This window comes from Micromonospora sp. GCM10011542 (genome assembly GCF_042650685.1).
GTDB lineage: Bacteria > Actinomycetota > Actinomycetes > Mycobacteriales > Micromonosporaceae > Micromonospora.
On the sequence record NZ_JBHSBO010000014.1, the window covers coordinates 134,653 to 148,048 of the forward strand.

Sequence of the window (13,396 nt, forward strand, 5' to 3'; positions counted from 1 at the left end):
ATAAACCAGATGGTTGAGAGGGAGGGATGGCAGCAGATCAGATCAGCACCGTCTTCGCCGCCCTCGCGGACCCGACCCGGCGGGCCATCCTGGCCCGGCTGGCCGCCGGCGAGGCGACCGTCAACGAGCTGGCGGAGCCGTTCCCGATCAGCGTCCAGGCCATCTCCAAGCACCTCACCGTGCTGGAGCGGGCCGGGCTGATCGTCCGTACCCGGGAGGCGCAGTGGCGCCGGTGCCGGTTGGACCCGGCGCCGCTGCGCACGCTCGCCGAGTGGGTCGAGCAGTACCGGCGGCTCTGGGACGAGCGTTACGACACCTTGGACGACTACCTGCGAGACCTGAAGGAGAACAGCGATGACTCAGATCGGTGACCTCATGCTCGACCTCCCGTCCGACCGGGAGGTCACCCTCACCCGTGCCTTCGACGCGCCGCGCGAGCTGGTCTACGCCGCGCACACCCAGGCCGAGCACCTGAAGCGGTGGTGGGGGCGCGGCAACCCGCTCGACGTCGAGATCGACTTCCGTGAGGGTGGGCGCTACCGCTTCGTCGAGCACGCCAAGGACGGCAACGACTACGCCTTCCGTGGCGAGTTCCGGGAGATCGTGGTGCCGGAGCGGATCGTGCAGACCTTCGAGTTCGAGGGTATGCCGGGGCACGTGGCCGTGGAGACCCTGGTCTTCACCGAGCGCGACGGTCAGACCGTTGTCACCGGCACCAGCCGTTTCGACACCAAGCAGGAGCGCGACGGCATGGTCGACTCCGGCATGGCCCAGGGTGCGGCCGAGTCGTACGCCGCCCTCGAGCGGCACCTGGCCACGCTGGTCTGATCCGGGAACGCACGGTGCCACATATTCGGTGGCTTGGCCCGCCCGAGCGGTGGCACGGTCACCGTGTGATCGACGACCCGAGCCCGTCGGTGTCCACCTGGGTCCGCGAGGACTTCGGCATCGAGCTGGACGCGCTGGAGCCGGTGACCCACGGCGCTGACCAGCAGGCACGGCTGTGGCGGGCGCGGGCCGTCGACGGCACCGGATACGCGGTCAAGTTGAGCGGTGGCGGCACCCCGGCCGGGTTGCTCGTCACCGCCCACCTGGCCGGGCAGGGCGTGCGGGGCGTGGCCGCGCCGCTGCCCACCCGTGACGGGCGGCTGTACAGCAGGCGCGAGGGCCGCCGCCTCTCCGTGGTGCCGTGGGTCTCCGACGAGCGCGCGCTCGGTGGCGCGATGACGCTTGCGCACTGGCGCGCGTACGGCGAGGTGCTGGCCGCGGTGCACGCGGCGGCGGTCACCGACGACCTGGCCGAGCTGCTGCCGCGTGGTGGTGGGACGTACCAGCGCATCCTGACGGCGACCCGCGCGCAGGCCGGACGGCTGCGCGACCCGGGCCGGGCCGGCGCGGTCGCGGAGCTGGCGGAGGTGTGGGCTTCGGTGGCCGACCCGGTGGCGGCGTTGATCCGTGCGGTCGAGCGCCTCGCCGTCGAGGTGCGCGACCGTCCGGGTCCGGCGGTGGTCTGCCACGGCGACCCGCACCTGGGCAACCTGCTGCTCGGGCCGGACGGCCAGGTCTGGCTGATCGACTGGGACGACGCGGTCCTCGCCCCCCGCGAGTGCGACCTGATGTTCATCCTCGGCGGGGTGCTCGCCTTCGCGCCGGTCACCGGCGAGCAGCAGGCCGCCGCGCTCGCCGGCTACGGCGCGGTCGACGTCGATCCGGCGCGGCTGGCCTGGTTCCTCGCGGTCCGCGCGCTCGACGACCTCAGTGACTGGACGCGCCAGGCCCTGGACCCGGACGCCAGCGCGGCCGACCGGTCCTTCGCGGTACGCATCGTGCGTGGCCTGGTGTCGCCCGACGGCCTGGTCACCCTGGCCACGTCGGCCCTGCGCGACCTCGACCGGTCGCGTTGACGCCCGTACCGGTCAGCACTCCGCCAGGCGTGCAGTGTCGACGAGCTGCCGGGGTGCCCGGGAGGTGCCCAGACTCTTCGCCTGGTACATCGCCTCGTCGGCGCGGCTCAGTGCCTCGGTGAGCTGCCCCGGGCCGGTCACCGGGGCGAGCCCGACCGACGCGGTCACCCGGACGCTGCGACTGCCCAGCGGGATCGGTGCGGCCAGCATCTCGGTGAGTCGCCGGGAGGCGTGCTCGATCCACCGCCGGTCCACGGTCGGGCTGGCGAGCAGCCCGGCGAACTCGTCGCCGCCGAGCCGGGCGACCAGGTTGTCACCGGCGAACGCGGCGAGGCGTTCCGCGACACTGATCAGGACCTGGTCGCCCGCGGCGTGCCCGTACCGGTCGTTGATCAGCTTGAAGTCGTCGAGGTCGAGCACGACGGCGATCAGCGGCCGCCCGGCCGCGTCGGTGAGCAGGGTCGCCGCCAGGCGGTAGAAGGCGCGCCGGTTGGGCAGCCCGGTGAGTGGGTCGTGGCTGGCGGCGTGCCGCTCGGCGGCCAGCTCGGCCTGGAGGTGACCGATCTCCGCCTCGGCGCGCAGCGCCCGGCGGCGGAGCTGCCAGGAGGAGAGCAGCGCGCCCGCAGCGCAGATGCCGGAGGCGACACTCATCGGATCCGGCACGAACCCTCCCATTGGCGCGACCGCCTCCAGCCCTCGGCCGGCGCGGCGCGGACGCCGCGTCGGGCCCAGTTTTCCCTGGTCGTTGCCCCCATCGGGGTCACTCAACGTGAACGGATCAACACCGAGCACGTGCGTTATCATGCTCGCCGTGCGGTGCAGATGCAATAGCAGATGCACGTGCAGCACCGTCCGATGTCGATACCGCCCCCTCGCCGCACCGCTCCTCCCACGGCACACCGGCGGGCTCGTGAGCAGAAAGACGCCCACATGCAGCAGCCACCGAACGGCGTTCCGATCCATCAGTTGCCCCCGCTGAGCTGGCAGAAGAGCCGCCGCAGCAACCCGAGCGGCAACTGCGTCGAGCTCGCCGAGCTGCCCGGCGGCGCCGGCATCGCGATGCGCAACTCGCGCCACCCCGAGGGGCCAGCGCTGATCTACACGGTGGACGAGATCGCGGCATTCGTGCTCGGCGCCCGGGACGGCGACTTCGATCATCTGATCAACTGAGCGTCGCTCCGCACCGTCCCGCGGACGGGACCTGTCCACCGGTCGGAGGAGTTCACCTCACTGTCGGTCCATGGCATGCTTACACGTCGGCCGGGCCGGGGTGCACGGCCACGATGCGTCGGCATCCGGAGGTCCGCACGTGACGATGGTTCCCGCCGAGGGCGGCCCGACGACCGGGCCGACCGTGTTGCGCATGCTGCTCGGCACCCAGTTGCGCCGGCTGCGGGAGTCCAGCGGCGTGACCCGCGAGGGTGCCGGCTGGGAGATCCGGGCCTCCGAGTCCAAGATCAGTCGCATGGAGCTGGGCCGGGTCGGTTTCAAGGAACGCGACGTAGCGGACCTGCTCACCCTCTACGGCGTGACCGACGAGCAGGAGCGCGAGGCGCTGCTCAAGCTCGCCCGGGACGCCAACAGCCCCGGCTGGTGGCACCGGTACGGCGACGTGCTGCCCAGTTGGTTCCAGTCGTACCTCGGCCTGGAGGCGGCAGCAGCGCTGATCCGCAGCTACGAGGTGCAGTTCGTGCCCGGGCTGCTGCAGACCCGGGAGTACGCCCGAGCCGTCGTGCTGCTCGGGCACGGCGCGGCCGGTGCGGCGGAGATCGACCGGCGGGTGGCTCTGCGGATGCAGCGTCAGCAACTGCTGCACCGCGACAACCCGCCACAGCTCTGGGCGGTGGTGGACGAGGCGGCGCTGCGCCGACCGATCGGCGGCACCGAGGTGATGCGCGGCCAGTTGACCGCCCTGATCGAGGCGACCAAGCTGCCGAACGTCCGGCTCCAGGTCATCCCGTTCGCCGCCGGTGGGCACGCCGCCGCCGGTGGTGCCTTCACCATCCTGCGCTTCGGCGACCAGGAGCTGCCCGACATCGTCTACATCGAACAGTTGACCAGCGCCATCTACCTGGACAAGCGCGACGACCTGGACTACTACGCGGTGGCCATGGAACGGCTCTGCGTCGAGGCCGAGCCGCCGGAGCGTACGGCGGAGATCCTCGGCCGGCTGCTGGACGAGCTCTACCCCCGGTGAGCGCCGCCCGGGGCACCGGAGGGGCTCCGGCTCGCACTACCATGGTCCCGGACTGGCGACAGTGGACGGACGCTACCGACGTGGTGCGCGCAGAGTCGTGGAGGCAGCCTTGACCACCGATGCTCCGGGTACGACCACCGGCTCTCCGAGCGACCGGATCGACACCTCGGTCCCGCACCCGGCCCGCCGGTACAACTACTGGCTGGGTGGCAAGGACAACTTCCAGGCCGACCGGGAGTCCGGCGACGCCATGGCGGCCGCCTTCCCGACCATCCGCACGTCGGCCCTGGAGAACCGCCGCTTCCTCCAGCGTGCGGTGGGCTACCTGGCCCGCGAGGCCGGCATCCGGCAGTTCCTCGACATCGGCACCGGCATCCCGACCGCCAACAACACCCACGAGGTCGCCCAGGCCGTCGCCCCGGAGTCCCGGGTGGTCTACGTCGACAACGACCCGATCGTGCTGGCCCACGCCCGCGCGCTGCTGACCAGCTCGCCGAGGGCGCCACGGCCTACATCGACGCCGACCTGCGCGAGCCGGACAAGATCCTCAGCCACCCGGACCTGCTGCGCACCATCGACCTGTCCCAGCCGGTCGGGTTGATGCTGGTGGCGATCCTGCACTTCGTTCCCGACGGCGACGACCCGTACGCGCTGGTGCGTCGGCTGCTCGACGCGCTGCCGCCGGGCAGCTACCTGGCCGCCTCGCACGCCACCCACGACTACCTCCCGCCGCACATCGCCGAGGAGGCCAGGGCGGCGGCCAAGGGCCGTGGCCCGCACGGCGTGATCAACCTGCGCAGTCTGGCGGAGCTCACCCGCTTCTTCGCCGACCTGGACGTGGTCGAGCCGGGCATCACCTCGGTCGCCGAGTGGCGGGCCGAGGCCGAGCCCCAGCCGCGTCCCTCGGTGGTCGAGGTCAGCATGTACGGCGGGGTGGCCAGGCTGCCCTGACCTGGGCCCGCCGGCACCCGGGCACCGTCGACCCGATTCGTATTGACCGACGCCGACGGGTCGGGTTAGTCTCTGTATCGATCCAGACTAAATCGATCCAGAGGGGTGCGGGTGAAGCCGACACTGCAGGCCGTGGCGGACGCCGTGGGCGTATCGCGAAGCACCGTGTCCAACGCCTACAGCCGCCCCGACCAGCTCTCCGCCGCACTGCGCGAGCGGATCCTCGACGCCGCCCGGCAGCTCGGCTACCCGGGCCCCAACCCCACCGCCCGGTCGCTGCGCCGGGGCTTCGTCGGCTCGATCGGGGTGCTGTTCACCTCGAAACTCTCGTACGCCTTCACCGACCCGTTCGCCGTCCGCTTCCTCGCGGGGGTGAGCGGGGCGGCCGAACGCCACGACGCCACCATCCTGCTGGTGCCGCTGCCGACCGCCGAGACCGAGGCGCGGCGCGTGGTGGAGAACGCCGCCGTCGACGGCTTCTGCGTCTACTGCGTGGGCGACGAGCAGTGGGCGCTGGACGTCATCCGGGAGCGGGGGCTGCCGTTCGTCAGCACGATCGCCCGCGACGACGCCGGTCCGGACGACCGGTTCGTCGGCATCGACGAGCGGACCGCCGCGCACGCCGTCGCCGCGCACGTGGCCGGCCTCGGCCACCGCCGGGTGGCCCTGCTCGCCGACACCGTGCTCCCCGACGCGGGGACCGGCCCGCTGACCCTGTCCGGAGTGCACGAGGTGTCGAACCCGACCACCCACGGCCGGCTCGCCGGATTCGCCGACGCGTTCGCCGAGGTCGGAGTCCACTGGTCGGAGCTGACCATCCTCAACGCACCCGGCAACAGCCGCGCGGCCGGCGCCGCGGCCGTCACCACGGTGTTGGACCGGCCGGAGCCGCCCACCGCCGTGCTGGCCGGCTCCGACGTGCTGGCCCTCGGCGTCCTGGACGCGCTGGACGCGCGACCGGCCGCCGACCGTCCGTCGATCTCGGTGACCGGGTTCGACGACATCCCCGAGGCCGCGGCGGCCGGCCTCACCACCGTCCGGCAACCGGCCGAGGAGAAGGGCCGCATCGCGGGGGAACTGCTGCTCGATCCGCCCGCCGAGCCGACCGCCGGTCATGTGCTGCTACCCACCGCACTCGTCGTCCGGACCTCCACCGGACCTGTCCCGAGGAGTTGACCATGGAACACCCGACCGGCTACTTCACCGCGCTCGACGCGGTCACCCGACACGTCAACTCGGCCCGTCCGGACGCCCCGGTGCGTCCCGAGCGCCCAAGTCCGGCGCTGCTGGCCCCCACCCGGCAGGCCACCGCCCGCGCCCTGCGTCGGCTCGCCGACCGGATCCAGCCCCGGCCGCTGCCGGCCGCCCCGCGCTGCTCCTGACCGAGCCTCGCAGGCCGTGGCCCTCGCCACCCCCGCTCCGGTCATTCGGCTAGCCGGGGGACGAGCCGCCCCGGACCGGGCACCTCGGGTGGGCATGATCCGTTCCGGCCAGGCAAACTGGGGAGCCATGTCCCCGTTCACACCCACCCTCCGTCTACACGACCGCTACGTGCTGCACGAGCGGATCGGTCTGGGCGGCATGTCCGAGGTGTGGCGGGCCGACGACGAGGTGCTCGGCCGGCCGGTGGCGGTGAAGGTGCTCGCGGGCAAGCTCGCCGCCGATCCGCAGCTGCGGGCCACCATCCAGCGGGAGGCCCGTGCGGCCGCCCGGCTCACCCATCCGCACGTCACCCAGGTGTACGACTACGGCGAGGCGACCCTGACCGGCGGCACGGTGGTGCCGTACCTGGTGATGGAGCTGGTCGACGGGCACAACCTGGCCGACCGGCTGCGCCTCGGCCCGCTGCCCTGGCCAGAGGCGGTGCGGGTGGCCGGGCAGATCGCCGCCGCGCTGGCCGCCGCGCACCGCATCGGGGTCGTGCACCGCGACGTCAAGCCGGGCAACGTGATGCTCACCGACACCGGCGCCAAGGTGCTCGACTTCGGCATCGCCGCCCTCGGTGGGCCGCACCACCCGCTCGCCGCCCAGACCGGCGAGCCGCTGATGGGTACGCCCGCCTACTTCGCCCCAGAGCGGCTGGCCGACGGGCCGCCGAACCCGGCCAGCGACGTGTACGCCCTCGGCGTGCTGCTCTACCGCACCCTCACCGGGCAGACCCCGCTGCCCGTGCAGACCTGGGAGGACGCGCTGGAGGTGCACCGGCGACACACGCCGGTGCCGCCGCTGCGGGTGGCCGGCCTGCCCGCCGACATCGCCGAGCTCACCCTGGCCTGCCTCGCGGCCGACCCGGCCCGCCGACCCACCGCGGCGCAACTGGCCACCAGGTTCGGCGCCGGCCAACCGGTCGAGCCGCCGACCCAGCTGCTGACCGCGCTCCGGCCGAAGGGGCCGGCGCACCCGCCGACCCTGATCGAACGCCCGCCCGTCGGCCCCCGCCCAACGCCTCCACGCCCCCGCCGGCGCTCCCGCCGACCCCTCGCCGTCCTGACCGCCGCCGCCCTGGCCGGCGTCGTCGGCCTCGGCGTGCTGTTCGCGCAGAACGGCGACGACGACCCGGGCTCGTCCCCGGGCGCCGTCCCCGTCACCACCACGACCCCAGCGACGCCGCCACCGAGCAGCGCGGCCGAGCCGACGACGCCACCTCCGTCACCCTCCACCAGCAGCGCACCGCCGCCCACCGGCCGGCCGGTGCCGGTGAGCCTGCGGCAGGTGACCGACGAGTTCTACACGGTGCTCGCCCGGGCGCAGGCCCGCGGTGACATCGACCGGATGACCGCCGAAGACCTGCGCGGCGACCTGAACGACCTGAACCGCCGCACGAAGGACCGCGCCAAGCGCATCGCCGACCTGCGGGAACGCATCGCCGAAGGGGTCGACCGGAGGCGGATCCCGGCGGACACCGGCGCCGAGCTCGACGCCCTGCTCACCCAGGCCAGCCAATTCACCACCGGCCGCAACGACAACTGAGCACCCGCCCCGCCCCCACCAGCGGCGGCATCCGCCCCGGACACGTCCGGCGGCGATGACGCGGTCTCAGTCCAGCGTGACGGCGTCGCCCAGCTCGACCCGCCCAGCCCGGACCACCCGGGCGTACGCGCCGACGCAGGGCTGCGGGCCCAGGCCCGGTAGCGGTTCGACCCGGTTCAGTCGGGCCGGCACCCGCAGCGCGTCGGTCTCCCGAGGAAGCGTGCCGTGCGCGAGCGTTGGCACCGCGCAGCGGGGCCTGGGGGCGAGCACGACGAGCACCAGCTCCCGACCGATGCGGAGCTCGCGACCGACCCAGCCGTTCTCGGCGAAGGCGTCAGCGGGCGTGTCCAGCACCAGGTTGGGCCGGTAGCGGTCCACGGTCCCGGCGTCGGTGGGCAATGCGGCGGCGATCCGGTCCAGGGTCGCGGTGGTGACCAGGTGGACGGGGGCGAAGTCGAAGAAGGTGCCGGGCACCACGGCGCCGAGCCGGCTCTCGTCTGCCGGCACCTCAGCGGCGACACCCGCGGCCAGGACCGCGTCCGGGTGAGCCCGCAACAGCGTGGCGCCCGGGGGTACGACGTCGACGAGCGTCACCGGGCGGCCCACGACCGCGCTGAGCGCCGCGTCCACGTCGGCGTGGGCGCTCGACACCTCGCCCCCGTCGGGCAGCGTGATCCGTACCGGACCGGGTGCCGCGCCGGCGGCCCGCATCGTGAGCAGCGAACGCCAGTGGCGTGGCTGCTTCGCGCTCGCCACCCGACCGGTGACCCCGTCCAGCAGGGCCAGCGCTCGGTCGCCGGTGAGCCCCGCCGGGTCCACCTCGGAGGCCAGCAGCGCCTCGCCGAGCAGCGACTTCACCGGGTAGCGCCACACCCCCACCAGCCGCCCGGTCATCCGGCGACCATCGCCCGGATCAGCCCCTCCACCTCGGCCATCCGCGCCGGGCCGAGCGGTCCCTGAGCCGACCGCAGCTCGACTGCCCCGGACAGGCAGACCAGTGGCCCGGCTTCGACCAGGTACGCGGCCAGGAGATCCCGGGCCAGTTCGGCGTGCTCGGACGCCGGGTCGGTGGCGGTCTCGGCGATGATCACCGCGGTCATGGCGAGGTCGAGACCGGGCGGCCCCTCCGACGCGTTGCACCAGTCGATCACCATCGGGCCGCCCTGGGTCAGCATCACGTTGAACAGGTGCAGGTCGAGGTGCAGGATCCGATCGGGGTCGGTCCCGTGCCGCGCTGGCAGCGCGTGCAGCCGACGGAGCAGCCCGACGAGGACCCGCGCGGCGGACCGCAGCTCCGTCCCGCCGCTGATGACCGCATCGGCCAGGGTGGGCCCGTGCAGCCGATCCAGCACCAGATCGGGCCCGGCGGCCTCGTGCACCCGAGGGACCGGATAGCCCAGGTCGTGCAGGTGCCGCATCAACGCCGCCTCGCCGCTGGTGTCGCCGCCGTCACGGTAGCGGCGCAGCACCCGCCCCTCGTCGATCGCGTAGATGTCGGCGGTGAAGCCGGCGGCGATCAGCACCGGGTCGATCATGCCGCCACCCTAACCAGCCGTACCAACCCGCTCAGCGCAGCCGCACCCGGACCAGGTCGCCCGGGGCGTCGCCCGCCCGCCCCAGCACGTCGCCCGTCGGGGTCCAGACGGCGGACCGACCGGCCGCCGCCGTGTAGCCGCCGCCCGTCGAGCCGGCGAAGCTCGCCACCGCCACGAAGAGCCGGCGCGCGGTGGCGATCCGCCGCGCCCGCTCGTCCGGCACGGCCGCGTCCCGCGCGTGTTCCAGGACGGACGCCAGGTAGCCGTCGACGCCGAGCGCGGCGGTGCGGGCCGCGTGCGCGGCGACGCCGGTGTCCTTGCAGATCGCCAGCCCGAGCCGCCACCCGTCGACGGTCAGCACCGCCGGCGCGTCGCCCGGCCGGAACCGGCGGGCCTCGACCTCACCCAGCCACATCTTCCGGTACGCCACCGTCACGCCAGCGCCGGTGACGGCGAGCGTGCCGATGTGCTCCCCGCGCTGCCCGTGCTCCCCGGCGACCGGCGCACCGGCCAGGGCCAGCGTGCCCGTCTCGCCGCACGCCCCGACCAGCGGCGCCAACCGCGCATCGTCCACCGCCACGACCGGGGCGTCCAGCTCGTACCCGGTCAGCGACAGCTCGGGAAAGAGCACCACCCGGGCGCCCGCCGCGCGGACCGCGGCGGCGTGCCCGCGCGCGTTCGCCGCGACATTGCGGGGTACGCACGCCGGCTGCGCCACGGCGAGCCGCAGCGGGGTGCGGTTTTCCGCACCCCCGCCGGTGCGGTCCACCGGCGCGGCCGGGCGGTCAGCCTCATGGTCGACTCTCAGGATCAGTTCGTAGCGTGGAGCCATGATTCGAACGTCGCACGCCGTGCTCGCCACCGGTACCCCCACCGCAGCGGCCGAACCGCCCCAGGGCGAAATGGTCGGCTTCGTCAGCGACCTGGTGGAACGACTCGGCGGACCGGGCGCGGGCCTGGCGGTCGCGCTGGAGAACCTGTTCCCGCCGATCCCCAGCGAGGTGATCCTGCCGCTGGCCGGTTTCGTGGCCGCGCAGGGCCGGATCAGCGTGGTCAGCGCGATCGTCTGGACCACCCTCGGCTCGGTGCTGGGCGCGCTGGCGCTCTACCTGATCGGTGCCTCCCTGGGCCGGGACCGGATGCGGGCCATCGTGGCCCGGCTGCCGCTGGTGAAGCTCAGCGACGTGGACCGCACCGAGGCGTGGTTCCTCCGCCACGGCGTGAAGGCCGTCTTCTTCGGCCGGATGATCCCCATCTTCCGCAGCCTGATCTCCATCCCGGCCGGCGTGGAACGCATGCCGGTCACCACGTTCCTGCTCTACACGACGCTGGGCAGCCTGATCTGGAACACCACGTTCGTGCTGGCCGGCTACCTGCTCGGCGACAACTGGCACCTGGTCGAGGGGTACGTGGGCACGCTGCAGAACGTGGTCATCGTGGTCTGCGTGGCGGCCGTCGCCTGGTTCGTCGGCTCCCGACTGCTGCGGGCCCGGCGAGCCGGCCGCAGTCCGGAGGCGGACGATTCCCGCTCACCCGGCGACATGGGCGCCAGCCACGGAGTCCCCGACCCGGGCGGCCGCGGCACCCTCTACCGTGGCGGCTCGTGGGCCCCGGACGAGCGCTAGTCCGGCTCCGACGGTGGGCCGACCACGGGCGGGCACCCGCTGTACGGCCCGGCGCGCAGAGGTCAGCATGGACGTCCCGCGTTGGCGGACGGGCGGTGGCACGGCGGGCCGGCAGGGGGAGAGAGCGGTGGCGGTGGGGGAGCGGCTGGTGGACGGTCACCGGGCGGGCCGGTGGCGGACCCGGGTTCGGGTGCCGATCGGCGTCGCCGCCGGCGTGCTGACGGCCGTCGTCGAACTGGCCTTCCTGTTCGGCGCCGCCCTCGCGGTCGTCGGGGCGGCGCTCACGCCGTCTTCCCGTCGGCCGGTCGACGACGCGGTACGGCGCACCGGCGCGCGGCTGGTGCGGCTGGAGCGTCACCGACTGATCGGGCTGCTCGCCGCCGGTGAACTGCCCGCACCGGCCGCCGCGCCCGTCCGCCGACACCTGGGCTACCTCGCGGCGCGGCTGCTGCCCGGCGCGCTGGGCCTGCTGGCCTACGCCGTGCTGGCCGTCGGCCTCGCGTTGGCCGCCATCGTGCTGAACGCCGCGGCACGCGGGACGTTGAGTCTCGCCGACGTGCTGACTCAGGTCGTGGTCGGCGGGGTGCTGCTACTGCTCAACCTCCAGGCCCTGGCCAGCGTGGCCGCGCTGGACGTCCGGCTGGCCCGGCGGCTGCTCGGCCCCGGACCCCGGGCACGGTTGGAGGAGCGGGTCCGGGAGTTGGCCACCAGCCGCGCCGACGTCATCGCCGCGGTGGACGCCGAGCGGCAGCGCATCGAACGCGACCTGCACGACGGCCTCCAACAGCGGCTCGTCGCCCTCGGCATGCTGCTCGGCCGGGCCCGGCGCTCCCGGGACGCCGAACGCACCCGCGCCCTGCTCACGCAGGCGCACGAGGACGCGCAACGGGCCGTCGAGGAGTTACGCGAGGTGGCCTGGCGCGTCTACCCGTCGTCGCTGGACGACGGCGACCTCGGCGATGCGCTCGGCATCGTCGCCCGCCGCTCCGAGGTGCCGGTGCGGATCCGTTGCGACCTGCCGGTACGCCCGCACCGGCAGATCGAGACGGTGCTCTACTTCGTAGCCTGCGAGGCGCTCACCAACGCCGCGAAACACGCCGCCGCTACCCTGGTCACCGTCGAGATCGGCGTACGGGAGGGCTGGGTCCGGATGCGCGTGCACGACGACGGCACGGGCGGCGCGGACCCGGACGGCCGTGGCCTGTCCGGGCTGGCCCGGCGGGTCGCCGCGCTGGACGGCCGGCTGCGCGTGACCAGCCCGCCCGGCGGCCCGACCACGGTGCTGGCGGAACTGCCGTGCGGATAGTCCTCGCCGAAGACTCGACGTTGCTGCGCGAGGGCCTGACGCGGCTGCTCGCCGAGGAGGAACACGAGGTCGCCGCAGCGGTGGGCGACGCCGACGCGCTCGTGGCGGCCGTCGAACGGGAGCGGCCCGACGTCGTCGTCACCGACGTCCGGATGCCACCCACCCACACCGACGACGGCCTGCGCGCCGCGCTGGAGATCCGCCGGCGCTGGCCCGCCACCGGTGTCCTCGTACTCTCGCAGTACGTCGAGAAGCGCTACGCCACCCGCCTCCTCGCCGACCGCCCCGAGGGAGTCGGCTACCTGCTCAAGGACCGCGTCGCCCAGGTCGACGACTTCCTCGACGCGCTGGACCGGGTAGCTGCCGGCGCGACGGCGCTCGACCCGGAGGTGGTCCGCCAGGTGGTGGCCGGCTCCGACCGCACCGACCCGTTCGCCCGGCTCACCCCGCGCGAACGCGACGTGCTGCACCTGATGGCCCAGGGCCACACGAACCCGGCCATCGCCCAGCGGCTGCACGTGTCGGTCAGCGCGGTCGAGAAGCACGTCAACACGATCTTCGACAAGCTCGACCTGTCACACGGAACGGGCTACAGCCGCCGCATTCTCGCGGTGCTGCGCTATCTCGCCCCCTGACCGCGTCTGGCCTGTGGGTTCTGCGTGATCGACTCGGTTTCCTTGATGTCGGGGTGTCCGGGTCGCGGGATGCCCCGACTTGCAGGAAGCCGAGTGGATCACCGCCGGGTCTTGCGGTCGGCCCCGACGTGTTTGGTCGGTGTGTCCGGTATGCGAGGTCGGGTTTACGGTTCCGGCCCGCACTCCCCGCCCGGTGTGGGCGTTTTGGGCTGTGACCGGTGGCATCCCGGTGGCGGAATCGGGGCCGGCCCGGCGTCGTTACATACCCTGACG

The 13,396-nt window shown here is 73.7% G+C and carries 15 protein-coding genes and 1 pseudogene; 12 read left to right on the plus strand and 4 right to left on the minus strand.

What is annotated here, in order from left to right:
• The first annotated feature begins 26 nt into the window (after positions 1-26).
• The 3 genes from ACFOW4_RS04415 to ACFOW4_RS04425 all read left to right on the plus strand — a co-directional run bounded on the left by ACFOW4_RS04415 (position 27) and on the right by ACFOW4_RS04425 (position 1,904).
• The gene (locus ACFOW4_RS04415; RefSeq protein ID WP_377524683.1) at positions 27-371 is read left to right on the plus strand and encodes an ArsR/SmtB family transcription factor; all 345 of its coding nucleotides are present in this window, start codon (positions 27-29) and stop codon (positions 369-371) included.
• A complete protein-coding gene (locus ACFOW4_RS04420; protein WP_377524685.1) occupies positions 355-828 on the plus strand; it encodes an SRPBCC family protein in 474 nt (157 codons plus the stop codon). Before ACFOW4_RS04415 ends, ACFOW4_RS04420 begins: the two co-directional genes overlap by 17 nt.
• Positions 829-893: 65 nt before the next feature.
• A complete protein-coding gene (locus tag ACFOW4_RS04425; RefSeq protein WP_377524688.1) occupies positions 894-1,904 on the plus strand; it encodes a phosphotransferase in 1,011 nt (336 codons plus the stop codon).
• A 12-nt stretch (positions 1,905-1,916) separates the two neighbouring features.
• On the opposite strand, the gene ACFOW4_RS04430 is transcribed toward ACFOW4_RS04425, so the two are convergent.
• Positions 1,917-2,567 carry a GGDEF domain-containing protein gene (locus ACFOW4_RS04430; protein ID WP_377524690.1) on the minus strand — a complete coding sequence of 217 codons (651 nt, stop codon included), beginning with the start codon at positions 2,565-2,567 and terminating at the stop codon, positions 1,917-1,919.
• A 267-nt stretch (positions 2,568-2,834) separates the two neighbouring features.
• Here ACFOW4_RS04430 and ACFOW4_RS04435 point away from each other — a divergent pair, with 267 nt between their 5' ends.
• The 6 genes and pseudogenes from ACFOW4_RS04435 (at position 2,835) to ACFOW4_RS04460 (ending at position 8,022) form a co-directional block, all read left to right on the plus strand.
• Positions 2,835-3,074: a DUF397 domain-containing protein gene (locus ACFOW4_RS04435; RefSeq protein ID WP_377524693.1), complete on the plus strand. Its 240-nt coding sequence runs from the start codon at positions 2,835-2,837 to the stop codon at positions 3,072-3,074.
• A gap of 139 nt (positions 3,075-3,213) precedes the next feature.
• Positions 3,214-4,101 (plus strand): helix-turn-helix domain-containing protein, encoded by an 888-nt coding sequence (locus ACFOW4_RS04440; protein WP_377524695.1) that lies wholly within the window; start codon positions 3,214-3,216, stop codon positions 4,099-4,101.
• 109 nt (positions 4,102-4,210) lie between these two features.
• A pseudogene (locus tag ACFOW4_RS04445) lies at positions 4,211-5,052 on the plus strand (SAM-dependent methyltransferase).
• 111 nt (positions 5,053-5,163) lie between these two features.
• Complete coding sequence (locus ACFOW4_RS04450; RefSeq protein WP_377524698.1) at positions 5,164-6,228, plus strand: LacI family DNA-binding transcriptional regulator; 1,065 nt, start codon at positions 5,164-5,166, stop codon at positions 6,226-6,228.
• 2 nt (positions 6,229-6,230) lie between these two features.
• Entirely contained in the window at positions 6,231-6,434 is a 204-nt protein-coding gene (locus tag ACFOW4_RS04455; protein ID WP_377524700.1) for a hypothetical protein, read from the plus strand.
• Positions 6,435-6,561: 127 nt separating this feature from the next.
• Entirely contained in the window at positions 6,562-8,022 is a 1,461-nt protein-coding gene (locus ACFOW4_RS04460) for a serine/threonine-protein kinase (RefSeq protein WP_377524703.1), read from the plus strand.
• Between the two features lie 66 nt (positions 8,023-8,088).
• Here the strand turns inward: ACFOW4_RS04460 and ACFOW4_RS04465 are convergent, their stop codons facing one another.
• From ACFOW4_RS04465 to ACFOW4_RS04475, 3 genes are read right to left on the minus strand one after another with little or no spacing between them, the layout of a single operon-like run.
• A complete protein-coding gene (locus ACFOW4_RS04465) occupies positions 8,089-8,916 on the minus strand; it encodes an MOSC domain-containing protein (RefSeq protein ID WP_377524705.1) in 828 nt (275 codons plus the stop codon).
• On the minus strand, positions 8,913-9,557 hold the full coding sequence (locus ACFOW4_RS04470; protein WP_377524708.1) for a phosphotransferase: 645 nt from the start codon (positions 9,555-9,557) through the stop codon (positions 8,913-8,915). The genes ACFOW4_RS04465 and ACFOW4_RS04470 overlap by 4 nt, the downstream gene beginning before the upstream one ends.
• 31 nt (positions 9,558-9,588) lie before the next feature.
• The gene (locus ACFOW4_RS04475; protein ID WP_377524710.1) at positions 9,589-10,389 is read right to left on the minus strand and encodes a nitrilase-related carbon-nitrogen hydrolase; all 801 of its coding nucleotides are present in this window, start codon (positions 10,387-10,389) and stop codon (positions 9,589-9,591) included.
• Between ACFOW4_RS04475 and ACFOW4_RS04480 the strand changes: the two genes are divergently transcribed.
• The 3 genes from ACFOW4_RS04480 (at position 10,388) to ACFOW4_RS04490 (ending at position 13,123) form a co-directional block, all read left to right on the plus strand.
• Entirely contained in the window at positions 10,388-11,182 is a 795-nt protein-coding gene (locus tag ACFOW4_RS04480) for a DedA family protein (protein ID WP_377524712.1), read from the plus strand. The genes ACFOW4_RS04475 and ACFOW4_RS04480 overlap by 2 nt on opposite strands.
• A gap of 127 nt (positions 11,183-11,309) precedes the next feature.
• A complete protein-coding gene (locus tag ACFOW4_RS04485; protein ID WP_377524714.1) occupies positions 11,310-12,488 on the plus strand; it encodes a sensor histidine kinase in 1,179 nt (392 codons plus the stop codon).
• Positions 12,479-13,123 carry a response regulator gene (locus ACFOW4_RS04490; protein WP_377524716.1) on the plus strand — a complete coding sequence of 215 codons (645 nt, stop codon included), beginning with the start codon at positions 12,479-12,481 and terminating at the stop codon, positions 13,121-13,123. Before ACFOW4_RS04485 ends, ACFOW4_RS04490 begins: the two co-directional genes overlap by 10 nt.
• Positions 13,124-13,396 lie beyond the last annotated feature (273 nt).